The sequence below is a fragment of the Massilia sp. Dwa41.01b genome, from assembly GCF_014171775.1.
Lineage (GTDB): Bacteria > Pseudomonadota > Gammaproteobacteria > Burkholderiales > Burkholderiaceae_D > Telluria.
Map to the genome: position 1 here is coordinate 4,691,485 of NZ_CP050454.1, position 25,743 is coordinate 4,717,227.

The 25,743-nt window shown below is 63.8% G+C and carries 26 protein-coding genes; 11 read left to right on the top strand and 15 right to left on the bottom strand.

The window, feature by feature from the left end; translation table 11 throughout:
* Positions 1-160 precede the first annotated feature (160 nt).
* On the bottom strand, positions 161-697 hold the full coding sequence (locus tag G4G28_RS21555) for a lytic transglycosylase domain-containing protein (RefSeq protein ID WP_229425672.1): 537 nt from the start codon (positions 695-697) through the stop codon (positions 161-163).
* 110 nt (positions 698-807) lie between these two features.
* Positions 808-2,550 carry a proline--tRNA ligase gene (locus G4G28_RS21560; protein ID WP_182989863.1) on the bottom strand — a complete coding sequence of 581 codons (1,743 nt, stop codon included), beginning with the start codon at positions 2,548-2,550 and terminating at the stop codon, positions 808-810.
* A gap of 204 nt (positions 2,551-2,754) precedes the next feature.
* On the opposite strand from G4G28_RS21560, the gene G4G28_RS21565 reads away from it, so the two are divergent.
* From G4G28_RS21565 to G4G28_RS21580, 4 genes are all read left to right on the top strand, one after another.
* Positions 2,755-3,393 (top strand): RNA pyrophosphohydrolase, encoded by a 639-nt coding sequence (locus tag G4G28_RS21565; protein ID WP_229425252.1) that lies wholly within the window; start codon positions 2,755-2,757, stop codon positions 3,391-3,393.
* A 169-nt stretch (positions 3,394-3,562) separates the two neighbouring features.
* On the top strand, positions 3,563-5,140 hold the full coding sequence (locus G4G28_RS21570; RefSeq protein ID WP_183107817.1) for a retroviral-like aspartic protease family protein: 1,578 nt from the start codon (positions 3,563-3,565) through the stop codon (positions 5,138-5,140).
* Positions 5,141-5,266: 126 nt separating this feature from the next.
* Positions 5,267-6,787 carry an aspartyl protease family protein gene (locus G4G28_RS21575; protein WP_183107818.1) on the top strand — a complete coding sequence of 507 codons (1,521 nt, stop codon included), beginning with the start codon at positions 5,267-5,269 and terminating at the stop codon, positions 6,785-6,787.
* A 66-nt stretch (positions 6,788-6,853) separates the two neighbouring features.
* Positions 6,854-7,282, top strand: coding sequence for a DUF1841 family protein (locus G4G28_RS21580; protein WP_182989867.1), 429 nt, complete (start codon positions 6,854-6,856; stop codon positions 7,280-7,282).
* A 57-nt stretch (positions 7,283-7,339) separates the two neighbouring features.
* Here the strand turns inward: G4G28_RS21580 and G4G28_RS21585 are convergent, their stop codons facing one another.
* From G4G28_RS21585 to G4G28_RS21595, 3 genes are all read right to left on the bottom strand, one after another.
* Entirely contained in the window at positions 7,340-8,845 is a 1,506-nt protein-coding gene (locus tag G4G28_RS21585; protein WP_182989868.1) for a SulP family inorganic anion transporter, read from the bottom strand.
* A gap of 93 nt (positions 8,846-8,938) precedes the next feature.
* Positions 8,939-9,280: a cytochrome c gene (locus G4G28_RS21590; RefSeq protein WP_182989869.1), complete on the bottom strand. Its 342-nt coding sequence runs from the start codon at positions 9,278-9,280 to the stop codon at positions 8,939-8,941.
* Between the two features lie 14 nt (positions 9,281-9,294).
* A complete protein-coding gene (locus G4G28_RS21595; protein WP_182989870.1) occupies positions 9,295-9,630 on the bottom strand; it encodes a cytochrome c in 336 nt (111 codons plus the stop codon).
* A gap of 199 nt (positions 9,631-9,829) precedes the next feature.
* On the opposite strand from G4G28_RS21595, the gene G4G28_RS21600 reads away from it, so the two are divergent.
* The 3 genes from G4G28_RS21600 to G4G28_RS21610 are packed head-to-tail and all read left to right on the top strand — an operon-like array spanning position 9,830 to position 12,463.
* Entirely contained in the window at positions 9,830-10,684 is an 855-nt protein-coding gene (locus G4G28_RS21600) for a MoxR family ATPase (protein WP_182989871.1), read from the top strand.
* Entirely contained in the window at positions 10,681-11,289 is a 609-nt protein-coding gene (locus G4G28_RS21605; protein WP_182989872.1) for a GNAT family N-acetyltransferase, read from the top strand. The genes G4G28_RS21600 and G4G28_RS21605 overlap by 4 nt, the downstream gene beginning before the upstream one ends.
* Before the next feature lies 1 nt (position 11,290).
* A complete protein-coding gene (locus G4G28_RS21610; RefSeq protein ID WP_182989873.1) occupies positions 11,291-12,463 on the top strand; it encodes a VWA domain-containing protein in 1,173 nt (390 codons plus the stop codon).
* Positions 12,464-12,791: 328 nt separating this feature from the next.
* Here G4G28_RS21610 and G4G28_RS21615 read toward each other — a convergent pair whose 3' ends face one another.
* The 4 genes from G4G28_RS21615 to G4G28_RS21630 form a co-directional block, all read right to left on the bottom strand.
* Positions 12,792-13,316: a hypothetical protein gene (locus G4G28_RS21615; RefSeq protein ID WP_182989874.1), complete on the bottom strand. Its 525-nt coding sequence runs from the start codon at positions 13,314-13,316 to the stop codon at positions 12,792-12,794.
* 295 nt (positions 13,317-13,611) lie between these two features.
* Positions 13,612-14,346, bottom strand: coding sequence for an NYN domain-containing protein (locus G4G28_RS21620; RefSeq protein WP_182989875.1), 735 nt, complete (start codon positions 14,344-14,346; stop codon positions 13,612-13,614).
* A gap of 191 nt (positions 14,347-14,537) precedes the next feature.
* The gene (locus G4G28_RS21625; RefSeq protein ID WP_182989876.1) at positions 14,538-15,242 is read right to left on the bottom strand and encodes a hypothetical protein; all 705 of its coding nucleotides are present in this window, start codon (positions 15,240-15,242) and stop codon (positions 14,538-14,540) included.
* A gap of 229 nt (positions 15,243-15,471) precedes the next feature.
* Positions 15,472-16,044 (bottom strand): hypothetical protein, encoded by a 573-nt coding sequence (locus G4G28_RS21630; protein ID WP_182989877.1) that lies wholly within the window; start codon positions 16,042-16,044, stop codon positions 15,472-15,474.
* Between the two features lie 167 nt (positions 16,045-16,211).
* Here G4G28_RS21630 and G4G28_RS21635 point away from each other — a divergent pair, with 167 nt between their 5' ends.
* A complete protein-coding gene (locus G4G28_RS21635) occupies positions 16,212-16,541 on the top strand; it encodes a hypothetical protein (RefSeq protein ID WP_182989878.1) in 330 nt (109 codons plus the stop codon).
* On the opposite strand, the gene G4G28_RS21640 is transcribed toward G4G28_RS21635, so the two are convergent.
* Positions 16,533-17,171, bottom strand: a complete 639-nt coding sequence (locus G4G28_RS21640) for an NUDIX hydrolase (RefSeq protein WP_183107819.1) — start codon at positions 17,169-17,171, stop codon at positions 16,533-16,535. The genes G4G28_RS21635 and G4G28_RS21640 overlap by 9 nt on opposite strands.
* A 144-nt stretch (positions 17,172-17,315) precedes the next feature.
* Positions 17,316-17,942 carry a CPBP family intramembrane glutamic endopeptidase gene (locus G4G28_RS21645; RefSeq protein WP_183107820.1) on the bottom strand — a complete coding sequence of 209 codons (627 nt, stop codon included), beginning with the start codon at positions 17,940-17,942 and terminating at the stop codon, positions 17,316-17,318.
* Positions 17,943-18,196: 254 nt separating this feature from the next.
* Here G4G28_RS21645 and G4G28_RS21650 point away from each other — a divergent pair, with 254 nt between their 5' ends.
* The gene (locus G4G28_RS21650; RefSeq protein ID WP_182989881.1) at positions 18,197-19,387 is read left to right on the top strand and encodes a cation:proton antiporter; all 1,191 of its coding nucleotides are present in this window, start codon (positions 18,197-18,199) and stop codon (positions 19,385-19,387) included.
* The gene (locus tag G4G28_RS21655) at positions 19,377-20,528 is read left to right on the top strand and encodes a YbdK family carboxylate-amine ligase (RefSeq protein WP_183107821.1); all 1,152 of its coding nucleotides are present in this window, start codon (positions 19,377-19,379) and stop codon (positions 20,526-20,528) included. Before G4G28_RS21650 ends, G4G28_RS21655 begins: the two co-directional genes overlap by 11 nt.
* Positions 20,529-21,006: 478 nt before the next feature.
* On the opposite strand, the gene G4G28_RS21660 is transcribed toward G4G28_RS21655, so the two are convergent.
* From G4G28_RS21660 to G4G28_RS21675, 4 genes are all read right to left on the bottom strand, one after another.
* Entirely contained in the window at positions 21,007-21,330 is a 324-nt protein-coding gene (locus G4G28_RS21660; protein WP_182989883.1) for a hypothetical protein, read from the bottom strand.
* 94 nt (positions 21,331-21,424) lie between these two features.
* The gene (locus G4G28_RS21665) at positions 21,425-22,393 is read right to left on the bottom strand and encodes a gamma-glutamyl-gamma-aminobutyrate hydrolase family protein (protein ID WP_183107822.1); all 969 of its coding nucleotides are present in this window, start codon (positions 22,391-22,393) and stop codon (positions 21,425-21,427) included.
* 118 nt (positions 22,394-22,511) lie between these two features.
* Positions 22,512-22,772, bottom strand: coding sequence for a hypothetical protein (locus G4G28_RS21670; protein ID WP_182989885.1), 261 nt, complete (start codon positions 22,770-22,772; stop codon positions 22,512-22,514).
* Entirely contained in the window at positions 22,703-23,035 is a 333-nt protein-coding gene (locus G4G28_RS21675; RefSeq protein WP_183107823.1) for a hypothetical protein, read from the bottom strand. The genes G4G28_RS21670 and G4G28_RS21675 overlap by 70 nt, the downstream gene beginning before the upstream one ends.
* 560 nt (positions 23,036-23,595) lie before the next feature.
* On the opposite strand from G4G28_RS21675, the gene G4G28_RS21680 reads away from it, so the two are divergent.
* The gene (locus G4G28_RS21680; protein WP_182989887.1) at positions 23,596-25,590 is read left to right on the top strand and encodes a DNA topoisomerase IV subunit B; all 1,995 of its coding nucleotides are present in this window, start codon (positions 23,596-23,598) and stop codon (positions 25,588-25,590) included.
* Positions 25,591-25,743 lie beyond the last annotated feature (153 nt).

Below are 25,743 nucleotides of genomic sequence, written 5' to 3' on the forward strand. Positions count from 1 at the left end.
GGGTAGGCGGCTCCACCCTTGCGATAGGCATGGACGCAGCGTTTGCGCCACCTACGCGTTCAACAGGCTCTGGATTTGTCGCGAAGTCTCAAGCGCCGGTTGAACGCGTAGGCGGCGGCCCTGCCCCGTCAATACGAGTACCCAGGTGTAGCCGCCTACCCTACCTGGCTGCCACCGCCACCGGATTGAACTCCCACTTCTTCCACGCCGACAGCACCGCGTTCGGATACTGCGGCTTGCCGCGGCTGCCGTTGTAGCGGCCCAGCGCCAGGTAGAGGTTGCCGCGCTCCATGTCGATGTACATGCGCAGGATGGAGCAGCCGTAGCGCAGGTTGGTCTGCATGTGGAAGAGTTTGCGGCGGTCGTTGTCGCCAATGACCTTGGTCCAGAACGGCATCACCTGCATGTAGCCGCGCGCGCCGGCGATCGAGACGGCGTACTTGCGATAGGCCGACTCGACCTGGATCAAACCCAGCACCAGGCCCGGGTCGAGGCCGGCGCGGGTGGATTCGTACCAGGCCGCTTCCAGGAACTCGTTGCGCACCTGGTCGTCCGGCAGGCGCCGTTTCAGGCGCCCCGACATCTCGGTAAACCACATCTGGTAGCGCACCCGCGCCGCCTCGTCGCGAAAGCTCGGCTTCGGCGGGCGGCTGTCGGCAATCGCCGCCGCCAGCGCCAGCCGTACGGAGTCGGCCATCGCCTCTTCCTGCTGGTTGCCGGCCTGCGCCGACGCACTCGCAACGAACAGCGTGGCCAGCGTGGCTTTCCTCAGCCAGGCGAGCACCCGGCCGTATCCTTCCATCGCCTTCACTGGGCCAGCTTGCCCTTGATGAAGCCGACCATCTCCGCAACCGGGACGGCGGTGGCTTCAGCATCGCGGCGGCCCTGGTATTCCAGCTTGCCTTCCTTCAGGCCGCGCTCGCCGATGACGACGCGGTGCGGCACACCGATCAGTTCCCAGTCGGCGAACATCGCGCCCGGGCGCAGGCCGCGGTCGTCGACGATGACGTCGATGCCCGCCGCCAGCAGCTCGGCGTACAGCGACTCGGTCTGCTCCTTGACCATCTCGCTGCGGTCCATGCCCATCGGGCACAGCACCAGCTGGAAGGGTGCGATCGCGTCCGGCCAGATGATGCCCTTGTCGTCGAAATTCTGCTCGATGGCCGCACCCAGGATGCGGGTCACGCCGATGCCGTAGCAGCCCATCTGCAGCGGTGCCGGCTTGCCGGCTTCGTCCAGGTAGGTCGCTTCCATTTTTTCGGAGTAGGCGGTACCGAGCTGGAACACGTGGCCGACTTCGATGCCGCGCTCGATGGCGAGCACGCCCTTGCCGTCGGGCGAGGCGTCGCCTTCGACCACATTGCGCAGGTCGGCGACGATCGGTTCCGGCAGGTCGCGGCCCCAGTTCACGCCCGTCAAGTGGGCGTCGACTTCGTTCGCGCCGCAAACGAAGTCGCTCATGTTGGCAACCGTGCGGTCGGCGACGATAGTGACCGCTTGCTTCGGTGCCACAGGGCCGAGGTAGCCCGGCACAGTGCCATACACTTCCTGGATTTCGGCTTCGGTCGAAAAGCGGTGGTTCGCCAGGCCGGCAACCTTGCCGACTTTCACTTCGTTGAGCTCGTGGTCGCCGCGCAGCAGCAGCATGAAGTACTGCTTGGTTACCTTGCCTTCCACCTTCCCCTCTTCTTCCTGCTCGACCGTCAGCGCGATGGTTTTCACCGTCTTCGACAGCTGCAGGCCCAGCAATTCAGCCACGCTTTCGCACTTGGTTTTACCTGGCGTCGGCACCTTCGTCATTGGCTGCGTCGCCGCGCCGCGCTCGCCGATGGCCAGCGCCTCGGCCGCTTCCATGTTGGCCGCGAAATCCGACGTCGGGCAATACACCAGCGCGTCTTCGCCGGTGGAGGCGATGACGTGGAATTCGTGCGAACCGGTGCCGCCGATGGCGCCATTGTCAGCCGCCACCGCGCGGAATTTCAGGCCGAAGCGGTTGAAAATGCGCACATAGGCATCGAACATGATCTGGTAGGACTTCTGCATGCCCTCGAGGTCGCGATCGAAGGAATAGGCATCCTTCATCGTGAACTCGCGGCCGCGCATCAGGCCGAAGCGCGGACGGCGCTCGTCGCGGAACTTGGTCTGGATATGATAAAAATTCAGCGGCAGCTGGCGGTAGGACTTGATCTCGCTGCGCACGACGTCGGTGACCACTTCTTCCGAGGTCGGCTGGATGGCGTAGTCGCGTCCGTGGCGGTCCTTGACGCGCATGAGTTCAGGACCCATCTTGTCCCAGCGGCCGGTTTCCTGCCACAGCTCGGCCGGCTGCACGACCGGCATCAAGAGTTCGAGCGCGCCCGACTTGTTCATCTCTTCGCGGATGATGGCCTCGACCTTGCGGATCACGCGCAGGCCGGTCGGCATGTACGTATAGATACCGGAGCCCAGGCGCTTGATCATCCCTGCGCGCATCATGAGCTTGTGGCTGACGATCTCGGCGTCGGACGGCGCTTCTTTAAGCGTAGAAATAAAAAATCGTGAGGCACGCATATCGATGAATTCTTTTTAAAAAGAGAGAGTTATAATCGACCTAATTTTAAAGGATTAGCTGGCTGATGCGTCCAACTTTGTACAAATGGGTCCGGAACACACAGCGTCCGCCGTTTTCGTCGTGCACGGGCATGGCTGATGCATTGGATTTGTAGGTAAAAATGTAAGGGACTCGGAAGCCGGCAGAAAGTTTCGAGGTGCACTATGCTCGATCGGGAAGGGTTTCGCCCCAACGTCGGCATCATCCTGCTTAACGCCAACAACGAGGTGTGGTGGGGCAAGCGGGTGCGCGAGCACTCATGGCAATTTCCGCAAGGGGGTATCAAATACGGCGAGACGCCGGAACAGGCGATGTACCGCGAGCTCGAAGAGGAAATCGGTTTGCGCCAGGAGCACGTCAAGATCGTGGGCCGCACCCGCGACTGGCTGCGCTACGAGGTGCCGGATCATTTCATCAAGCGCGAAATCCGCGGCCATTACCGTGGCCAGAAGCAGATCTGGTTCCTGCTGCGCATGGTAGCGCGCGACAATGACGTCAACCTGCGCCTGACCGACCATCCGGAATTCGACGCCTGGCGCTGGCACGACTACTGGGTACCGCTGGATGTGGTCATCGAGTTCAAGCGCGATGTCTACCAGCGCGCCCTGCAGGAATTGTCGCGCTTCATTACCTGGCCGGCAAATGGCGGACAGGGCGAGCGCCGCCACAGCGCACGCTACCTGCGCCAGCCGCGCGGACAGGGCAATGCGTCGACGGCGGCCGCCAAGGCCGTCGCCAAGGCGCGCGAGACCGTGACTGAACCACAACTCGCACCGCAGTTGCTGCTCACGCCGGGAAAATAAGCGCCCTGCCGGGCGCCAGGAGAGGCAAGCGCGCCGCGCAAGCGGTGTTGCTTGCCTTTTTTACGCCTGTGCCTTTGACGCAACGCTCATCACGCGTGCCGGGTCCACTTCCCGTTGTGATCAATTTCTTAATTGCAGTTGTTGAAACTTTCCGCATAGAATCATCGGCATGAAGCCGATCTCCTCCCGCACGCTCCTCGCTCTCCTGCTGGCCTTCTCCGCAAGCACCGTCGCCGCCGCCGATGCCGAACCGGCCCGCTGCCAGTACACCAGGGTCGCCAGGCTGCCCCTGCAGTACACCGGACCCGCGCTGCAGATCACGACCGAGGGCAGCATCGACGGTACACCGGCGCGCATGCTGGTCGATACCGGTGCCCATGAAACCTTCCTCACCCGCACCGGCACCGAGCGCCGCGGCATGTCGCTGCACAACACCGGAAAAGTCGCCCATGGCGCCGGCGGCAGCACCTGGATCTACGAGACCCGTGTCTCCGAGTTCAGCGCCGGCCCCGCGCGCACCCACGGCAGGGGCTACATGCAGGTGTTGAACGAATTCGGCTTCACGCCCTCCTTCGACGCCCTGCTCGGCTCGCCCTTCCTGCTGCAGACGGACCTCGAGATTTCGCTGGCCACCAAGGAAATCACTTTCTTCCGCCCGAAAAACTGCAAGGACAGCTACCTCGGCTACTGGAACGAGAATGTCCTGTCGATTCCCTTCGAGCGGCCTGCCAACAGCGGGTTCACCGACCAGGGCCTCAATCCGCATTTCACGGTGCAGGTGAACGGCCAGAAGATGCGGGCCATGATCGATACCGGTGCCCAGGTAAGCCTGGTGTCGCTCGCGGCCGCCCGGCGTGCCGGATTCACGCCGGACGCGCCCGGCGTCACGGCAGCCGGGAACTTCACCGGCGTCGGCGAGCGCAAGCAGCGGCGCTGGCTATGGGTCTTCAAGAACTTCCAGATCGGCGAGGAATCGATCGGGAACGCCGACCTCAGCGTGACCGGGGACGACAGGATGAGCGTCGACGTCATCCTTGGTGCCGATTTCCTGCGCGCGCACCGGGTCCTGTTCGCCATGAGCCAGGACAAGCTCTACTTTTCCTACATCGGCGGCGAACCTTTCGGCCAGCACCGCAAGCTCGAGCCCTGGATCCAGGCGGAAGCCGACGGCGGCAATGCCGATGCCCAGATGGCGCTTGCCGCCGCGTACCAGAACGGCGAAGGCGTGACGCGCGACGAAGCCGCGGCCGACCGCTGGCTGGACAAGGCGGCCGCGGGCGGCAGTCCCCAGGCGATCCTGCTGAGCGCCCGCAAGACGATGCTGGCCGGCGACTTCGCCGCTGCCGCGCCGCGCCTGCGCGCCGGCCTCGACAAGCTGCCATCGGACCGCCAGGCCGCGCTCTGGCTCTACCTGGCGCGCGTGCGCAGCGGCGAGCCCGAACTGGCGAAAGCGGAGTTGAACGCAGCCTTTGCGCGTGGCTCACGCGACGAATGGCCGACGCCGCTTGCCGACTTCTATCTCGGCAAACTGACGGCCGACAAGCTGCTGCGCGCTGCGGCCGACGACCGCGCGCAAGGAACGCTGCGCAGCTGCCACGCGCTGGCAGCCATGCGCGAGTGGCAGCTGGCGCACGGCCAGCAGGAGGCAAGCGCAGCGCTGGCAACGCGCGCCGCGGCCCTGTGCGCCACCGGTAGCGCAGCGGGCATCTGGCGCAGCGGCCAGTTCATCCCCGCAGACGGGGGCTGAGCCCCGCCACCGTCGTTTCGCGGGCTTGCCCCCGCCGGCTTGCCCCCGCCGGCTTGCCCGCGCCGGCTTGCCCGCGCCGGCTTGCCGTGCGGCCAGGATCACCACCATTTCACACGAAAGCGTCACATGCATCAACCGCCCTTCCATTTCCTTCTTGGCCTGCTGCTGGCAGGCGCCGTCGGCACGGCGCTTGCCGCGCCCGAGAAAGCGGCCTGCAATTACCAACGCGTCGCCAGGATGCCGCTGTCCTATACCGGCGGCAACCTGCAGATCACCACGCCGGGAGGCATCAACGGCAAGCCGGCCGTCGTGCTGTTCGATACGGGGGCCTACAACACCTCGCTGACCAATGCCGGCGCGCGCAGGCACGGTTTGACGCTGCGTCATACGGGTACGGAAAGCGTTGGCATCGGCGGCTCTTCCTGGGACTACCAGGCCAGGGTCGAGCAGTTCTCGCTTGGCCAGCTGAAAAGCGGCAAGCGCACTATGGACGTCATCGGCGACGACAGCGCGGGCCCGGTCGATGCCATCGTCGGTGCCGACTTCCTGCTGCAGGCCGACCTGGAAATCTCGCTCGCGGCCAAGGAAGCGAATTTCTTCCGCCCACAGGGTTGCGACGACAAATTCCTCGGCTACTGGGATCCCGATGCCGTCGTCATTTCCTTCATCCCCAACCGCCAGCAGACCGAGAATCCGCGCTTCCGCGTCCGCGTCAACGGCGTCGAACTCGATGCCATCATCGACAGCGGCTCGGACATCACCACGCTCTCCCTGCCCGCCGCGCGCCGCGTGGGCCTGCAGGTCGACGATTCCCGGCGCCTGGGCGTCGTCGCCGGCATCGGCCGCCAGCACCGCGCGCTCTGGAGCGCGACCCTCGACAAGATCGAGATCGGATCGGAGGCGATCGAACATCCCGAGATCAACGTGGTCGACCACGACATCGTCGACCTCATCCTCGGCGCCGACTTCCTGCGTTCGCACCGCGTGCTGTTTGCGATGAGCCAGAACAGGATCTATCTGTCCTATGTCGGCGGCGCGCCTTTCGGCGAGCGCCGCAAGCTCGAACCCTGGATCTTCGCCGAAGCGGAAGCCGGCAACGGCGATGCCCAGTATGCGCTGGCCAAGGCCTACCTGTCCGGCAATCGCGTTCCGCGCAACAAGACGCAGGGCGAGCTCTGGCTCGAGCGCGCGGCCGTGAGCGGCAACGCCCTTGCGAATATCTACAGCGGGCGCGCCATGATGGAGCGTGGCCAGATGAGCGAGGCGGCGCCCCGCCTGCGGGCCGGCCTGGACAAGCGTCCGACGCACCGCTACGCCGCCCTCTGGCTGTATCTCGCCCGCCTGCACGGCGGCCAGGAGGCGCTGGGGCGCAGCGAGCTGGCCGCGACCGTTGCCGCTGCGCCGGCGGACTGGTCGACGCCGATTGCCCAGTTCTACCTCGGCAAGATCACGGCCGAGGACCTGCTGCGCCAGGCTGCGCGCGACAAGGACGATGCCGCGGCCAATACCTGCGCCGCTTACGAAGCAGTCGACGAGTGGCAGAAGGCAGGCGGCAAGGGCGCCGTCCCGCTGCCGGCGGCCGGCAGAGCCAGTTGCGGGCCAGCCAGGGAAGCGGCGGCCCCGCAGCCGTCGGGCGCGACGCCCTAGCCGGAAAGCAGGGAGGGCGGCATCGCGCTACAATGGCGCCCTCTTCCTGCTTTCCCTCCCCCGACCATGTTTACCCCGTCCTCGCACGACGTGCGCCGTTTTTTCTGCGAAGCCCTGCGCAAGCAGCGCGCCGGTGAAGTCCTCACGCCGATGGACGCCATCGCCGCCGACTGGATCGTCCAGCATCCCGAATACCACGACGAATTGATGGACGCCGACGAAGCCGTCGCACGCGATTATTCGGTCGAAGGCGGCAAGCCGAATCCCTTCCTGCACCTGTCGATGCACCTGTCGATCGCCGAGCAGGTATCGATCGACCAGCCGCGCGGCATCAAGGCCGCGCACGACCTGCTGGTTTCCCGCATCGGCGAGCACGATGCCCACCACGAGATCATGGAGTGCCTGGGCGAGATGATCTGGAAGTCGCAGCGCGCCGGCCTGCCGCCGGATACGGATGCCTACATCGAGTGCGTGCGGCGCCGGGCGACGCGCTAGGGCTCGAAAAACGATACAAAAAAGCGGCCATGGCCGCTTTTTTTGTATCAGGACCGCTTAGCCCAGCTGATCGTCCGCCACCCGGTAGGTCGGGTCTTCGAGCAGGTTCACCTCGATCATGTCCTGCGCCTTGCCCAGCAGTTCGCGGCAGTCCGCACTCAGGTGGCGCAGGTGCAGCCGCTTGCCCGCGGCGCGGTAGCGTTCGGCCAGGGCATCGATCGCCTGGATCGCCGAGTGGTCCACCACGCGCGCGCGGCGGAACTCGACCACGACGTCCTGCGGATCGTCCTTGACCGCGAACAGCTCGTTGAAATTGGCGATCGAGGCGAAGAACAGTGTGCCTTCGAGGTCATACACCTTCCAGCCCTGGGCGTCGACGCTGGTCGTCACGCGTATCTGCTTCGCGTGCTGCCAGGCGAACACCAGCGCCGAGACGATCACGCCGACCAGCACCGCCACCGCAAGGTCGAACACCAGGGTGATCGCCGCCACCAGCACGACGACGACGGTGTCGGCGCGCGGCACCTTGCCGATCGTGCGGAAGGTGCCCCATTCGAAGGTCTTTTCGCAGACCACGAACATCACGCCGATCAGCGCGGCCAGCGGAATCTGCTCGATCCAGTACGACCCCACCAGGATGAACGAGAGCAGGAACAGCGAGGCGGAAATGCCCGACAGGCGGCCATAGGCGCCGTTGTTCACGTTGATCATCGACTGGCCGATCATCGCGCAGCCGCCCATGCCGCCAAAGAGCGCCGTGACGACGTTGGCGGCGCCCTGCGCCATGCATTCGCGGTTCGGCTGGCCACGGGTGCCGGTGATCTCGTCGACCAGGGTGAGCGTCAGCAGCGACTCGATCAGGCCGACACCGGCCAGCACCAGCGAATACGGGAACACGATGCGCAGGGTCTCGAGATTGAAGGGCACGTCGGGAATGGCAAAGGCCGGCAAGCCGCCGCCGATGGAGCCCAGGTCGCCGACGGTCTTCGATTCGATGCCCAGCAGCGCCGCGCCTGCCGTCACCACCAGGATGCCGACCAGGGTCGCCGGCACGGCTTTCGTGATGCGCGGCGTGAGGTAGATGACGGCCATGGTCGCCGCGACCAGGCCAAGCATCGTGAACAGGGCCGTGCCGCTCATCCACTGCCCGTTAATCTTGAAATGCCCGAACTGGGCGATGAAAATCACCAGCGCCAGGCCGTTCACGAAACCCAGCATCACCGGATACGGCACCATGCGGATGAATTTACCCAGGCGCGCGGCGGCGAACAGCATCTGCAGCAGTCCCATCAACACGATGGCCGCGAACAGGTATTGCACGCCGTGTTCAACGACCAGTGCCACCATGACGACAGCCAGCGCGCCGGCCGCGCCCGAGATCATGCCGGGGCGGCCACCAAAGGCCGAGGTGATGAAGGAAACCAGCACGGCGGCGTACAGGCCGGTCAGCGGCGACACATGGGCCACCAGGGCAAAGGCGATCGCTTCAGGGACCAGCGCCAGCGCGACGGTCAGGCCGCTCAGCAAATTGGTTTTCAGGTAAGCAGGCGAAACTGGCGACAAGACGGACTCCGTATGAATGCAAAAATCCCTCCGGCCCGGCCATGCCGGAGCGGAGGGATCGACATTCTACAGCGATCGGGCCTGCGGACTGCCCTACTTGCGCACCACCAGCTGCGACGGCAGGCTGGCCAGATAGGCGCCGATGTCGATCATGTCCTGGTCCGACAAAGGCTGGGCCATGCCGGCCATGATCGGGTTGCTGCGCCCGTTGGCCTTGTCGCCGCCGCGTTTATAGGCGGTGAGCGCGTGCGCGATGTAGTCGGCATGCTGGCCGGCCAGCTTCGGATAGCTCGGGTCGATGGGTTTGCTGTAATCGGCGCCGTGGCAGGACGCGCAATTGTATTTCTTCGCCAGTTCGGCGCCGCGCTTGACGTCGGCGGCTGCGGCCTGGAACGAAATGGCGCCGAGGGCCAGCGCGATGATCAGTTTTTTCATGGCGTGTCCTTGGCTTACTTGCGGGTCTGGGCGTTTTGCTGCGAATAATAGGCGGCGACGTCGGCGATGTCCTGGTCGGACAGGCTGATGGCGATCCCGCGCATCGATGGATGCTTGCGGTCGCCTTTCTTGTAGGCGTGCAGCGCGGCTTCGATATATTTGGCCGACTGGCCACCGATCATCGGCACCTGATAGACCTCGGGAAAGGCTGTTTTATAGCCGGGAATGCCATGGCAACCGATGCACATTTCGACCTTGTTCGGTGCCGCCTTCGGATTGCCGACGACGTCCGCCGCCGAGGCGCCACCGGCGCAGGCCGCCAGAACGAGTACTGCCAGAATTTTTTTCATGGTGGGAATCGCAAGATTTTTAATCGAATACCGCTACCGCACAAAAACTTAGCCAAATACTGCCAATCTATTAACCGTCCGATTCTAGCCCAACAAAAGATTGCAGTCTACCAAGGTCGTGCGGGCGCCATCCCCGCAACCGAAGCACCTCCGTGTTATGGCATATACTCGGGATTTCTTTCACACACACCCTATTCGTATGCAAGCCACTCCCCGCTTCGAAGGCACCGAGAGCTATGTCGCCACTAGCGACCTGAAACTGGCGGTGAACGCCGCCCTCACCCTGGGACGCCCGCTCCTGATCAAGGGCGAGCCCGGTACCGGCAAGACCATGCTGGCCGAGGAAGTGGCCGCCGCACTGGGCATGCCGCTGTTGCAGTGGCACGTGAAGTCGACCACCAAGGCCCAGCAGGGCCTGTACGAATACGACGCCGTCTCGCGCCTGCGCGATTCTCAATTGGGCGACGAGCGCGTGCGCGACATCCACAACTACATCGTCAAGGGCGTGCTGTGGCAAGCCTTCACGGCGCCGGAACCGGTCGTGCTGCTGATCGACGAGATCGACAAGGCCGATATCGAATTTCCGAACGACCTGCTGCGCGAAATCGACCGCATGGAGTTCTATGTCTACGAGACGCGCGAGATGGTGGTGGCCAAGCACCGCCCGCTGGTGATCATCACCTCCAACAACGAAAAGGAATTGCCGGACGCTTTCCTGCGCCGCTGCTTCTTCCACTACATTAAATTCCCCGACCGCGAGACGATGGCCGACATCGTCAAGGTCCACTTCCCGCGCCTGAAGCAGGACCTGCTGGCCGCCGCGCTGCAGAGTTTCTACCAGGTGCGCGACGTCCCCGGCATCAAGAAGAAGCCCTCCACCTCGGAACTGATCGACTGGCTCAAACTCCTGCTGGCCGAGGACATTCCGCTCGAAGCCCTGCAAAGCCAGGATACGAAAGCCGTGGTGCCGCCGCTGCATGGCGCGCTGCTGAAAAACGAGCAGGACGTGCACCTGTTCGAACGCCTGGTCTATATGTCGAGGACGAACCGATGATCCAGGCGGTGCCGCTCAGGGTCGAGCCCGTTACGCTCGAATTCAACGGCGTGCGCCTGGAGCCGCTGTCGCTGGAACACGTCGAAGGCCTGCGCGAAGCCGCCGCCGACGGTGAGCTGTGGAATATCCGCGTGACCTCGGTGCCGGAACCGCACCGCACCCAGGCCTACGTGCACACCGCCCTGGAAACGCCGAACCGCGTCGCCTTCGCCGTGGTCGACGCCTCCACCAACGCCGTGCTCGGCACCACCAGCTACCACGACATCCTCCCCGAGATCGGCCGCGTCGAAATCGGCTACACCTGGTACGCGAAAAGCGTGCAGCGGACGCTTGTGAACACCAGCTGCAAGTTGCTGCTGCTGTCGCATGCCTTCGACACGCTCGGCTGCGCCGTGGTGGCTTTTCGGACCGACAATTTCAACCATGCCTCGCAAAAGGCCATCGAACGGCTGGGCGCGAAAAAAGACGGCGTCATCCGCCACCACGGCCTGCGCCGCGACGGCACCGTGCGCGATACCGTCATGTACAGCATCGTCCGTGGCGAGTGGCATGAGATCAAGAGCCACCTGCACTACCTGCTGGGCCGCCACGCCGGAACCGTTTGAGATGCTGATCGATTTCTTCTTCGCCCTGCGGGCCGCCAAGGTGCCGGTCTCGATCAAGGAACTGTTGACCCTGCTCGAAGCGCTGGAAAAGAGCGTCATCGCCCCCTCGCTCGACGAGTTCTATTACCTGGCGCGCCTGACCATGGTGAAGGACGAGGCCCACTTCGACAAGTTCGACCGCGCTTTCGGTGCCTACTTCAAGGGCATCGACGCCGTGTTCGACACGACCAAGGGCGAGATCCCGCTCGACTGGCTGATCAAGCGCATGGAGCGCGAACTGACGCCCGAACAGAAGGCGGCACTGGAAAAATTCGGCTACGACAAGCTGATGGACCGCCTGAACGAGCTGCTGAAGGAACAGAAAGAACGCCACGAAGGCGGCAGCAAGTGGATCGGCACCGGCGGTACCTCGCCCTTCGGCCACGGCGGCACCAATCCGGAAGGCATCCGCATCGGCGGCCAGGGCCGCAACCGCACGGCGGTGAAGGTGTGGGACCAGCGCTCGTACAAGGACTATGACGACGAGCGCGAACTGGGCACGCGCAACATCAAGGTGGCGCTGCGCCGCCTGCGCCGCTTTGCCCGTACCGGCGCGGCCGACGAGCTGGCGCTGGACGACACCATCCGCGCCACGGCCAACAATGCCGGCTACCTCGACATCCGCATGCAGCCCGAGCGCCGCAACCGCATCAAGGTGGTGATGCTGCTCGACGTGGGCGGCAGCATGGACGACCACATCGAGCGCGTCGAGGAACTGTTCTCGGCCGCGAAGAGCGAATTCAAGAACATGGAGTTCTACTACTTCCACAACTGCGTCTATGACTACCTGTGGAAGAACAACCGGCGCCGCCACGCGGAGCGCTTCCCGACCTGGGACGTGCTGCGCACCTACCCGGCGGACACCCGCATCATTTTCGTGGGCGACGCCACCATGAGTCCCTACGAGGTCGTCGCGCCCGGCGGCTCGGTCGAATACAACAACGAGGAAGCCGGCGCCGAATGGCTGGCACGCTTCTGCAACGCCTTCCCGAAATTCGCCTGGCTCAATCCGGAGCCGGAACACCTGTGGCAATACCGCCAGTCGATCGCCCTCATCCGCCAGATCATGAACAACAGGATGTTCCCGGTGACGATGGAAGGGCTGGAGCGGGCGATGCGGCTGTTGAGCAAGTAGGAAGCGCGGCGTGTATTTTGCATGGGTCCGGTTAGAACACTTGAAAGACGAAGATTTCCTCCGTCACACCGGCAAACTTGTGAAATGGATCGGTAACGCGGGTGGCGCGTACGTCGACCGTTCCGTGGCACTGGTCGGGATGTGTAGCGTCAGGGAATTCAACGCCGACCGGCATGTCGGGCGGAATGCTTTTCAGCAGCTTGCGCAGCTCGCTCGCCTTCCCGATCCGCTTTCGTTCGCTAGACCGAAACCGCGCCGACCTTCTTAATGCCGTTGCCGGCTCAAGGCGGGCTTGGGGTACTGCCGGGCTTTCCAGACCGCGGTGCGCTCAGTCTAAAGCGGAACTAGATGCGTCAGAGCCATTACGCTCCTTAAGGAACTTCTGCAGGTAGCCGGCCGCAGCCACAGTTTGATCCGCGTCCTGGAAATGTCCCGATGGACGTGTAAATGCAAACGAATCGAACGAGAAATCCTTGTGCCGAACAACAACGCGCCGCCCTAAACCCATGGAATCCACGTTTACGCTCATGATATCGTCCACGGGAATACGCTTGACGATATCGTAGCTCTTCGCCTTGTCATCCCACTGTTCGAACAATATCGCTTTGTCCGCGACCACCAGCGCACCTGCGATTTGCGTGGGAGTGCCGCTGAGCATTCCATTGCGCACATCGGTGAAGCCGCGCTGGTTCGGATACCAGAAGGCCGCGCCGAAGAAGCGGACCGCTCCGTCGCCCTTCGGAACTGGGGCCTGGACGAGCGTCGCGAACTCGGGAGAATCGGTCGGGCCAATGGTCGAGCAGCCGGAAAGAATAGCCAGGGCTGCCAAAATGGAAATGCCATATTTTTTCATCGCGTAGATCTTCTTTTCGGAGCCCCTGTTACGCGAGGCGTCGCTCGCTGATGACCATGTCTTTTGAGACGAACGTTCGGGCCGCGTTGTTAGTAGTTTTCCGGCTGTCGTTAGTTGGTCTCTGAACTAGCTTTAAACCACTCATCATAACCTGTCTTTTGCATATATCGGGTGGACCATTTATCGCACCTCTATCAGAGCCGGCGACCCTCTACGTTTCGCATTACCAGTGCCAGAGCATTTGAAACAATTTGCATTTGCACCGCCGCACGAGCAGATCATTGTCTTTTCCGGCCTATTTCAAGCGCACGTATAGGTGTACGTGGGGCGAGTTCTCAGCTGAAACCTCTTTGACGTCTACGAACGGTAGCCGACGGATCAGTTCGCTGAGCTTGTCGCATCCATAGTTTCTAGAGTCGAACGCGGGCATGTTCTTAAGAATAAGGTTGCCTACCTGGCCAAGCGGAGCAAACCCGTCATCACGGGTAGCCGCGACAATGGCTTTACGCAGCGTTTCCTCAGTTTCACCCATTGAAATGGGCGGGCGTTGTTGATTCACATGTGGCCTTACTGCGCCTCCCGGCTCGGCAGTCGCGGGGCGTAGGATTTCGGTGTAGATGAATTTGTCGCACGCCGCGACGAACGCTGCTGGCGTCTTCCTCTCACCAAAACCATAGACTGCCAGCCCACTTTCCCTGATGCGCGTCGCTAAGCGAGTAAAGTCACTGTCTGATGAGACCAAGCAAAATCCATCCAGTTTTCCGCCATGGAGCAGATCCATAGCATCAATGATGAGCGACGAGTCAGTCGAATTTTTCCCAACCGTATATCCAAACTGCTGGATAGGCTGAATGGCCATCATATGTAGCGTTTCTTTCCAGCCTTTTAGGTTGGTGGTGGTCCAGTCGCCATAAGCGCGCTTGACAGTGGCTGTCCCATACGTCGAAACCTCTGCTAGCAGCTCTTTGACAATAGAAGCTTGAGCGTTGTCTGCATCGATAAGAACCGCAAGATTCGAATTTTTGGTCACCGCTTTCCCTTAGACTTTTCTAGCCGATCGTTCGTCACTGGTTTCAACACGCTCTTTTTCTGTCTGCATCACGGTCTTCCCAGTTAGAAACGCTCAACTTTGTTTCCGGTGACGATGGAGGGCTGCAGCGGGCGATGCTGCTGCTGAGCAAGTATCGGCTGCCGTCATGCCGCTGACGGTGTCCCCTACCCTCAAGATTTGTTCTGGTAGCGGTCGACGCTGAAACCGCTGACATCGAACTCGAATACAGGCGAGCCCTGCTGGTAGATGTTGAGCGACAGGCGAACGCGCTGCGCTTTCTTCAGCTTGTTCAGGAAACCCGCATAGTTCTGGATGAATACCGTTTCCGAACTATGATCCGCCGGTCCCGTGGCATGGTAGGTGACCGGTTTTTCGTCATCGAAGCGAACCTGTACCGAGCATCCCTCATAGGAAGGGCAGAGAATCTGGCCACGGCTGATCTGGAACAGGACGTCCTTGCCATGACGCGGATCGGTACGCAGGGTCAGGCTGCCGTGCTGGGCGCCGGAATAGGGAAATCCGAAGTTGACGGTATTCGAACTGCTCACCGATGCGAACTTCGTCATCCCGCCAGTCATCTTGTCTTCGGACACCGAGTAATCCCATTGCTTGCCGACCTCCGGGGCCGGTACCGCCTCCTGTTCAGGGGCGGCCGCCGCGCTGGCGCTGGCGCTGGACAGCGACGCGGATGCGTTCGCGGTGGATGGAGTGGCCGCGGCTTTCTTCAGCTGGCTCAGTTCCAGCTCGAGCTCGGCAATACGCTGCTTGTCGGCACTGGATGACGCGTCTCTTCCCGAGCATCCGGTAAGCTGGACGGCGAGGGCGAGAACGCAGGCGAGACAGGCCGAAGAAGAACGATGGAAGCGCTTGTACATGGCTGAACTTTGGAAGAGATTGCGGGAAGGCATGCGCGGCAACAAGGTGTAGCCGAATGAACCACATTAACACATGTTGCCACTGGAAAATCTCTCGGAATTCCACCATGGCGCCTCCGCCATCAGCCTGCTGCCCCGCCATCTCCAGGCCAGCGCACGCTTGCGGTGACGATGCAGGACGCAGCGGGCGCTGCGGCTGCCGAGCAAGCAAGCGCCGCCGGCGCAAGGTTCAGGGGCGGTAGGTATCGGTGCAATACACGCACCTGACCGGCTGCGAGGCCAGGTTCGGGTAGGCAGCGGCGAAGTCTTCCTTCATCTCGGGCTCGGACAGCAGGTCTGGCAAGATGCGCATGTCGAATTGCACGCCCCCAAACGTCGCGGACTTGTTGGAGATGACGCGGAAATTGCCGAGATGGGTCACCGCGCCGGCCGCCACCGTGAACGGTTTCGCCAGGGGCGAGCTCTGGATGGGCTGGCGCGATATCACTTCCTTGGTGAGGGTGGCGTAGGTCAGCCATTGCGTGATCGTATAGGTGCCGGGACGGACCTTGATCGCGATCGGGCTGCGGACGACTTCCGTCGGCAGGCTGCTGTCCGCGCCCATCGGCATCACGTATTCTTCCTGGCTATCTGCGGCGCGCAGTACCAGCGCGAAATTCATGCCCTTGTTGCGGCTGAACTGGCCAGCCACATAACCGGCATTCGCCTCTGGCTGGGCGGTCGGCGCGAGCGTGGGCGTGAGGCTGACGCAGCCGGTCAGCAACAGCAGCGGGAACAACAGGACGGCAAGACGTGTGATCATGGATGTGCTCGAGTAGCAAAACGAATTGTTGAAAGGAAATTCAGGCGACTGATGTTGTCATAAGTACACTATCAGCGCAACCAGAACCTGTTCCATTTCCCTGCCGGGCGCGGCGCACGGCGGCAGACCTGCTACCTTTATGCCCAGCCACATCTCTGGAGCGTGCCATGTACTTCTCTGTCTATGAAGTCGCCAAAGCCAATCGGCTCGATCCCCGCGAATTGATCGAGTTTGCGATGGCAAACATGCAGGAATACCATGTCGAGCCGCATGCCTGGGGCGAGCTCGTCGTCGAGATCGAGGGGATGAATGAGCTCGTGAGGGATTTTTCTGCGCAGTTCCCACAACATTGCAACTTGCCGCCCGACGGCGAGGACGATCCGCATTGCGAATGGAACCCACTCGACAGGTTCATGGTCGACCGCGAAGGCAAGCGCGTCTGGAGCGAAGGCAACCCCAAATGGGTCAAGCCGCCACCCAAACGGCGCCTACCTTAACGGCAAGCTGCGGATCGCCTGCAACAGTGGCAGGTCATTGGGATGGGTCAGGAAGCGCTCCAGGGCGGCGCGCGGTACCAGGTGGACTGCCTGCGACTCCCAGCCCATGGCGGCCGGGTTGCCGCCGACCCGCTCGGCGCGGTAGTAGCGGGTATAGCTGCGTGAACGGTTCGAGTCCGCCAGCCAGCCGGTAATCCTCACCTGCAGCCCCGCTTCCTCGAAGGCTTCGCGGATGGCGCAGGCCTGCAGGTTGACGCCGCCATCGATCCGCCCTTTCGGGAAGGTCGTCCGGTAGCCGCCAAAGGCATTCGAAGGCGACACCAGCCAGATCCTGCCATCTGGCTCCTCGATGACGACGCCGGCCGCCGGCTGCTTGCCTTCCGGGACCCGGAACGGCGGCTCGTCATGGGCGAACTGGCCGGCAACTTCGTTCCAGCCCGCTTCGCTGGCGGGCACGTCGCGCCACGGCGCGAACGCAATGCCGTTGAGCGTGTCCGGCATGGCGCCGCCAGGAATCACGGTCGCGGCCTGACGGGGGTCGGCCCAGGCGGCCAGCGGCGTCGGGGTATCGGGATGCTGCAGCAGGACTGGCCTGCCCTTGTCGTCGGGATGAGGATGGTGGTGGGGCATAGGGGTTCTGCGGTCCTGGTTGTCCGTAATGACGGGCCCATCATAGCGGAATAGCGGGCATCCTATCGCCGAGGCGCCGAGCGTAGGTGGCGCGCCTGGCAATCGGCAAGGGAGCGGAAACGCCGCCACCACCGCGTCACCGGATCACTTGCGCTGCGCCGCCGGGGCGGCCGCCTTGCTCCACAAGACGGTACGCACCACGTACAGCCCGACCACGTCGAGCGCCGTGTGCACCATCATCGCCGCCAGCAGGCCGACGTACTGGTAGAGGAAGCCGAGGGCCACGCTGGCGCCGAACACGCCCAGCGCCTGCACCAGCGTTGCCCGGTTGAGTTTGCGGAACCGGTAGACCGGCGTGTGCGTCAGCAGGAAAACGATCGAGGTGATCCATACCCCCAGCAGCGGCTGCAGCGCCGCGCGGAACAGCAGCTCTTCGCCGATCGCCGCCGCCAGGCTGATCCACAAGGGATTCAGGCCCGACAGGTCGAGCCGGCTGTAGGCATTGATCGTGCCCTGCGTGGCGTCGGAACGCGTCGTCAGGCGGAAGCTGATGTAGGACCCGGCCGCCGCCAGCGCCGACAGGACCAGGCCGTACACCAGCTGCGTGGTCCAGGCCATCGGCCCGCGCAGCACGGCCGCGCGATCGTCCTGGGCCACGAAGATGATGGCGAGGGCGATCAGCGAAAAAGCGACGCAGGTCAGGACCTGGGCGGTCAAGCGGATCGGCGGGCGCGCTTGCGGCTGGACTGGGAGTGGGGATTGCTCGGTCATGAAGAAGGCCGGGCGTGCGCCGGCAAAACGGAAATCGGGCGGCGGGCCGCAGGTGCCGTCGATTCGCAACGGCGCCCCGCATTCTATCCAGCGGCGCCAGCGGTGACAACCGCCATGGCCGCGCACCAGGCCAGTCGGCTCTGTTAGGCCGGGCACCGACCCGCGCCCCGATCGGCGCGATACTGGCGCCAAGCGCAGGCCGGGCCATTCCATCCGCCGCCGCCTGCACCAGACCACTGTTTTTCGAGGAACCCATGCTTGAATTGCTGCCGATCCTGACCAGCCTGGCATGGCCGTTCGCCATTGCGATCGCCTGGATCGCCGGGGAATTCGGCCAGCGCTTCACAGGCTTGCCGCGCATCAGTTTCTACGGCCTTGTCGGCTTCCTGCTCGCCGGCCCCCAGCTGGGCATACTGCCGCCACCGGATGCCGGCAGCGTGCCCTTCCTTGCCGACGTCGCCTTCGGCCTGATCCTGTTCGAGCTCGGCTACCGCATCAACCTGCTCTGGCTGCGCAACAATCCCTGGATCGGCATCAGCGGCCTGGTCGAGTCGCTGCTGACCTTTATCGTCGTCTACCTGCTGGCCCTTGCCTTCGGCACGCCGCAGCTCACCAGCCTGATGCTGGCGGCCCTGGCGATGGCCACCTCGCCTGCCACCGTGGTGCGCGTGATCAACGAGGGGCGCAGCTCGGGCCAGGTGACCGAGCGCGTGCTGCACCTGACGGCGCAGAACTGCGTGCTGGCCGTGTTCGCCTTCAACGTCGTGGTCGCCTTCTGGATCTTCCGCACCTACGAAGACCTGGGCGACGCCATCTGGAACAGCTTCGTGCTGCTGGCGGTGTCGCTGCTGACCGGCGCCGTGTTCGGCCTGACCGTACCGGCGCTGCTGCGCGCGCTCAGGAATCCAAACCAGGATGCCACCGTCGCCTTTGCCCTGGCCGTGTTCCTGCTGGTGGCGATCACCCACGCGGCCGGTCTGTCGCCGGTGGTCGCCACCCTTGCCTTCGGCCTGGTGGCACGGCACCGGCGCGTCGCCTTCAGCCAGGCCCAACGGGGCTTCGGCGCACTCGGCGACCTGCTCACGGTGCTGCTGTTCGTGTTTGCCGCCTCCACCCTCGACTGGCGCCAGGTCGCGGCCGGCAGCCTGCTGGCGCTGGTGCTGGTGCTGGCGCGGCTGGTCACCAAGACACTGGGCGTGACCGCATTTGCCCACCTGTCAGGTATCTCGTGGCGCAAGGGAGCGCTGGCCGGGGTCGCGCTGGCGCCCCTGTCCGTGTTCGTCATCCTGCTGCTGGAACACGCGCGCCAGGCCGGCGTGCACGTGGTCGAGGAATTGCGCTCGATCGCGGCGGTGACGATGCTGCTCGAGGTGTTCGGTCCGATCATCATCCAGCGCGCCCTGGTGTGGGCGCACGAAGCACCGGAGGGCCAGCATGCCGCTTGAAGCCTTTGCCCCGTCCACCCCGCTGACCTTCGGCGTCGAGCTCGAGCTGCAGCTGGTCAGCCTGTCCGACTTCAACCTGACGGCCGCCAGCCCGGACCTGCTGCACCTGCTGGCGCGCAAGCCCTTCCCTGGCAATGTCACGCCCGAGATCACCGAGAGCATGATCGAGATTAATTCGAGCGTGCACTCAAGCTATGCGCCGCTCCTGGCCGAGCTGCAGCAGATCCGCGACACCCTGGTGACGGCGGGCGACACCCTGAACATCGGCATCGCCGGCGGCGGGACGCACCCCTTCCAGCACTGGTCGGAACAGAAGATCTTCGCCAAGCCGCGCTTCGAGCACCTGTCTTCGCTCTACGGCTACCTGGCCAAGCAGTTCACCGTGTTCGGCCAGCACGTACACATCGGCTGCGGCAATGGCGACAACGCCATGTACCTGCTGCACGCGCTGAACCGCTACATTCCGCATTTCATCGCCCTGTCGAGCTCCTCGCCCTTCGTGCAGGGCCACGACAGCCTGTTCGATTCGGCGCGCCTGAATTCCGTGTTCGCCTTCCCGATGAGCGGCCGCGCGCCCTTCACGCTCAGCTGGAGCGAATTCGAGAGCGCGTATTACGCGAAGATGGAGCGCACCGGCATCGTCAAGAGCATGAAGGATTTTTACTGGGATCTGCGGCCCAAGCCCGAATACGGCACGATCGAACTGCGCGTGTGCGATACGCCGCTGACGGTCGAGCGCGCCGCGGCGCTGGCGGCCTACCTGCAGGCGCTGTGCCGCGATTTGCTGGAGCGGCGCGAGGCAGCGCCCGGCGAGGACGCGCCTGTGGAAGACGATTACCTGGTCTACAACTACAACCGCTTCCAGGCCTGCCGTTTCGGGCTGGACGGATTGATCACGCACCCGAAAAGCTACGAGAACGTCTCGATCCGCGAAGACATCCTGGCGACGCTGGAGCGCATGGAGCCGCACGCTGAAGCGCTCGGCAGCCTGGACGCGCTGCGGCACCTGGTCATGGCGGCGAGCGACGGCAGCGACGCCACCCTGCTGCGCCGGCAGTACGAGCTGCAGGGGAGCGTGGAGGGGATGGTGCATGCGGCGATCAACTGGTTCCGTGGGGAGCGGAGGTTCAGGCGGCGGTAGCCACGTGCGCGAGGGAATCGTAGGGGCGTAGGGTGGGCTCGTCCTTGAGCCCCCCAGGCTCCAGGACCCCACGCGGTATAGGACCGTTGCGCATTCGCGGCGTTTTTACAGACCAAATACCTAGCGTATACGAGCGGTTGTTTCGAGTGCTCATCCGTGCTGTACCGCGTGGGCTCAAGAGCCCACCCTACGAAAATGCAGGGGAGCGTGGAGGGGATGGTGCATGCGGCGATTAACTGGTTCCGTGGGGAGCGGAGGTTCAGGCGGCGGTAGCCAGCTGCGCGAGGGAATCGTAGGGGCGTAGGGTGGGCTCGTCCTTGAGCCCACCAGGCTCAAGGACCCCACGCGGTATAGGACCGATGCGCATTCGCGGCGTTCTCACAGACCGGATACGTAGAGGATAAGGACTTCTGTTTCGATTGCTCCCGCGTGGACACGAGTGTCCACCCTACGAAACCGGGCCACCTGAACGCCTCGTTCACACCGTGCCGGCCCGGCTTCCCATGATCCGTTCCAGAAAATTGCGCTTCGGTGCCGGCCGCGGCATGCCTTCGTCCACCAGGCTTGCCCACTTTTCGCACAACTGCTCGCAGGTGGCACGCAGCACCGGGTCGAGCTCGGGCAAGCGCGCCAGGGCGCACAGGTGACGTTCGATACTCGATGCCAGCCGCACGCAGGGACGGTCGCGCTCGTCGCGCGCGGTGTAGTGCGACATCAGGTGCAGCACGGAAGCGAGCATGACCGCGTCCTGATGGCGCGTGCCCTTTCCGGGCGTGGGGGCGTCTGCAAACAGCTCCTTCATGGCGATCCCTTCATTTCGTTAATGAGAATGATTCTCATTCATTATGAGGAAGGAAGGGATGGGATGCAAGCGCTTTTACACCCGTGCGGCTTTTCTAGAGCCGCGTCTCGCGCGCCGCGCGCAGGAACTCGTCGAGCACGGGCGTGCAGTCGAGCAGGTCGGTGCCGCCGGCGCGGTGGAATTCCGGGTGCCACTGCAGCCCCATCACGAACTTGGCCCGCTGGTAGCGGATCGCCTCGACGATGCCGTCCGGATGCGACACCGCCTCGACCCGTATATCGCGCCCGAGTTCTTTCACGGCCTGGTGGTGGATCGAGTTGACGATCGGCCGCCCGGCGCGGGGGAACATGCGCGCCAGCGAGGAGCCGGGCGGGAATTCGATGGCATGGCGGTGGGCGTCGTAGTCGGTGTGCACGTGGGCCATGGCTTCCGGTACATTGGTCGCCACATCCTGGTAGAGCGAACCGCCGAAGGCAACATTGATCAGCTGGCAGCCGCGGCAGACGCCCAGCACGGGTTTGCCGGCCTCGACGAATTCGTGCAGGAGTTCGAGTTCGTACACGTCGCGCGCGCGGTCGCCATTCCACTCGGGGCGCGTGGGCGTTTCGGAATAGGTGTGCGGCGACACGTCGGCACCGCCCTGCAGCACCAGGCCGTCCAGGTGGCGCGCATAGTGGCGCAGCGTGATGTTGCTGGGGTGGAGCAGGCCATTGGCGTTCACCGTCGGAATCATGAACACCAGCACGTCGCGCGACATCACCCACTGGGCGATCGATTCTTCGAGATACTGCAGGTTCTTGCTGCGCAGCCCGGTGGCGCCCGGTTCGGGATGGTAGATGCGTGCCGACACGCCGATGCGCAAGGTGCTGCGCAGGAAATCGCGGCTGAAGCGGTCGCGCAGGGCGCGCCAGCGCGAAGACAGGATGTGGCCGGCCGAGCCGGAGGGTCCGTCCGGCATGCGGTTCGGGCCGCGGCGGTCGGGAACCCGCTCCGGTGCGTCGGGACGGGTCTCCAGCGGCGGGCCAGGGGATTCTCCACGTTGCTGTTGGTGATCGTCTGCCATGTCTTCAATATAGCGGCGTCACGGTCGCGCACGATTCGAAGTTGTAACTAAATCACACTGATCGGTTGGAGCGTAGCCACTCCCTCCGCGGCACCGCGAAAGACCGCCTTGAAACGCTTCAGGCGCCGGGCGCCGGCAAGGCGGCCAGGCGCTGCAGCACTGCCACCAGGTTGCGGTCGGCCACCGGCTTGTCGAGCAGGCCGCGGACCCCGGCGCCGCGGGCCAGCGCGCTGTCGTAGGAAAAGGTATGGCCGACCAGCAGCACCACGGCCGTGCGCCCTGCCCCGGCCTGCGACTTGATGGCACGGCTCAGCGCATAGGGGTCGATGCCCGGGCCGAGGTATTGATCAGCGCCAGCACCACCGGCGTTTCGTCGCACAGGCGCACAGCGGTGGCGGCACTGTCGGTCCAGGTCACCGGCAACGCACGCTGGTCGACCAGGTGGGCAAGATGGTCGCGGAAGGCGCCGCCCTTGTCGACGACGAGCAGCTTGCCGGGACGCGGCGGCTGGCGCCGGGCCGCGTCGGGGCCGCTGCTGGCGATGCGCGGGCAGCGGCGGCGTTCGGCCAGCAGGGGCTCGCCACGCGCGCAGCAGTGCCAGTGTGCGCCGCCGCTCTTCCTGCAGGCGGCCCAGTACAGCATACAGGGCCGCCGGTTCGCACGGCAGCGCCAGCTGGTCGTACCCGGGGCAGGGATTGCCGCCGACCACCAGCACTGTCGGCGCGCAACGCATGGCTTCCAGGGAAGCGAGAGCAGCCGGGTTGCCGCCGTCGACGATGACGAGATCCGGTTCTTGCAGGCTGTCCTCATGCAGGCAACAATAGACGGGGCCGGTGTGGGGCGCCGCAGCCAGCAGCGTGCGCATGCGCGCACGGTCGCAGTCCCCAAGTCCGAGCAGACGTATCGCGATCGCTATTTTCCGTGCGTGCATGATGTCGACCCAATGCCGGCAGCCAGGACCGGAGTTGTTGTACTCCCGTCTGCGAAGGCCGGCGATTCTTGCCTTATCTACTGTATGGATGTACAGTATATGTTTTGGCCAAGGTCCCTCGCGCGAAGGTTTCCGAGTCCCTTGACTTAGCAAGCTGCGTATCAATCTACGCACGTTTGTATGCGCTGACAAGGACAATCGCCCGCAACACTCCTGCTTTTTCCTTCCGACAAGATAGAATGCGCAGGCTTTCGAACAAAACCTGACCAGCATGGCAACCAAGAAACCCGCACCCGACTACAGCGAATCATCCATCCGCGTCCTCAAGGGACTCGAGCCCGTGAAGCAGCGCCCGGGCATGTACACCCGGACCGAGAACCCGCTGCACATCATCCAGGAAGTGATCGACAACGCCTCCGACGAGGCGCTCGGCGGCTACTGCAAGAACATCGGCGTGACCCTCAATGTCGACGGTTCCATCACCGTCGAGGACGATGGCCGCGGCATTCCGGTCGGCCTGCACCCCGAAGAAGGCGTCTCCACGGTCGAGATCGTCTTCACGCGCCTGCACGCCGGCGGCAAGTTCGACAAGGGCTCGGGCGGCGCCTATGCCTTCTCGGGCGGCCTGCACGGCGTCGGCGTCTCGGTCACCAATGCGCTGTCGAAGCGCCTGGAAATCACCGTCTGGCGCAAGCACGAAGACAACGGCGTGCACCGCCTGGTCTTCGCCGATGGCGACGTGATCGAACCATTGACCTCCGCACCGTTCGAACGCGGCGGCAAGAAGAACGGCACCCGCGTCACCGCCTGGCCCGACGGCAAATATTTCGATTCGCCGAACATCCCGATGGGCGACCTGCAGCGCCTGCTGCGCTCGAAAGCCGTGCTGCTGCCGGGCGTCACCGTCACGCTGACGAACGCGAAAACCGGCGACGTCCAGACCTGGCGCTACGACGAAGGCCTGCGCGGCTACCTCACCGAAGCGATGGCGCAATCCTCGAGCGGCCAGACCGTGATCCCGCTGTTCGAGGGCGAAGGTTATGCGGCGGCTGGCGACGAAAGCTTTGCCGAAGGCGAAGGCGCGGCCTGGGTCGTGGCCTGGAACGAGGAAGGCGGCGTCGTGCGCGAGTCCTACGTCAACCTGATCCCGACGCCCAGCGGCGGCTCGCACGAGTCCGGCCTGCGCGACGGCTTGTTTGGCGCCGTGAAGGGCTTTGTCGAACTGCATGGCCTGCTGCCGAAAGGCGTCAAGCTGCTGCCGGAAGACGTGTTCGCACGCGTCTCCTTCGTGCTGTCGGCGAAGGTGCTGGATCCGCAGTTCCAGGGCCAGACCAAGGAACGCCTGAATTCGCGCGACGCCGTGAAACTGGTCTCGACGTTCACGAAACCGCCGCTCGAACTGTGGCTGAACCAGCACGTCGAATACGGCAAGAAACTGGCCGACCTCGTCATCAAGCAGGCGCAGTCGCGCATGCGTTCGCTGCAAAAGGTCGAGAAGAAGAAGTCCTCGGGCGTGGCGGTGTTGCCGGGTAAACTCACCGATTGCGAATCGACCGACCTCACCCGCAACGAACTGTTCCTGGTCGAGGGCGACTCGGCGGGCGGTTCCGCAAAGATGGGCCGCGACAAGGAATACCAGGCGATCCTGCCGCTGCGCGGCAAGGTCCTGAACACCTGGGAAACCGACCGCGACCGCCTGTTCGCCAACAACGAAATCCACGACATTTCGGTGGCGATCGGTGTCGACCCGCACTCGCACGGCGATTCGCCGGATTTGTCCGGTCTGCGCTACGGCAAGATCTGCATCCTGTCGGACGCCGACGTCGACGGCTCCCATATTCAGGTGCTGCTGCTCACTTTGTTCTTTAAACATTTCCCTGCCCTGTTCCGCCACGGCCACATCTGCGTGGCGCGTCCGCCGCTGTACCGCGTCGACGTGCCGGCACGCGGCAAGAAGCCGCTGCAGAAGCTGTATGCCCTGGACGACGGCGAATTGCTGGCGATCGAGGACAAGCTCAAAAAGGATGGCCTGAAGGAAGGCAGCTGGAGCATTTCCCGTTTCAAGGGCCTGGGCGAGATGAATGCCGAACAGCTCTGGGAAACGACCATGAACCCGGACACGCGCCGCCTGCTGCCGGTGGCCCTGAACGGTTTCGACCACGGCGAATCGAGCGCGCGCTTCAACATGTTGATGGGCAAAGGCGAAGCCGCCGCCCGCCGCGCGTGGATCGAGGAACACGGGAACGAGACGGAAGCGGATATTTGATGCGGTGTGCGGGTTCCACCGTACGAAAAAACCGCGTGGGGTCATTGAAGCCGGGGGCTTCAATGACGGTGCCCACCCTACGGTTTGGTAGGGTGGGCATTCATGCCCACGCGGTACAACATCAAAAAATCGAAACGCCTCCGCGAGCCGCGA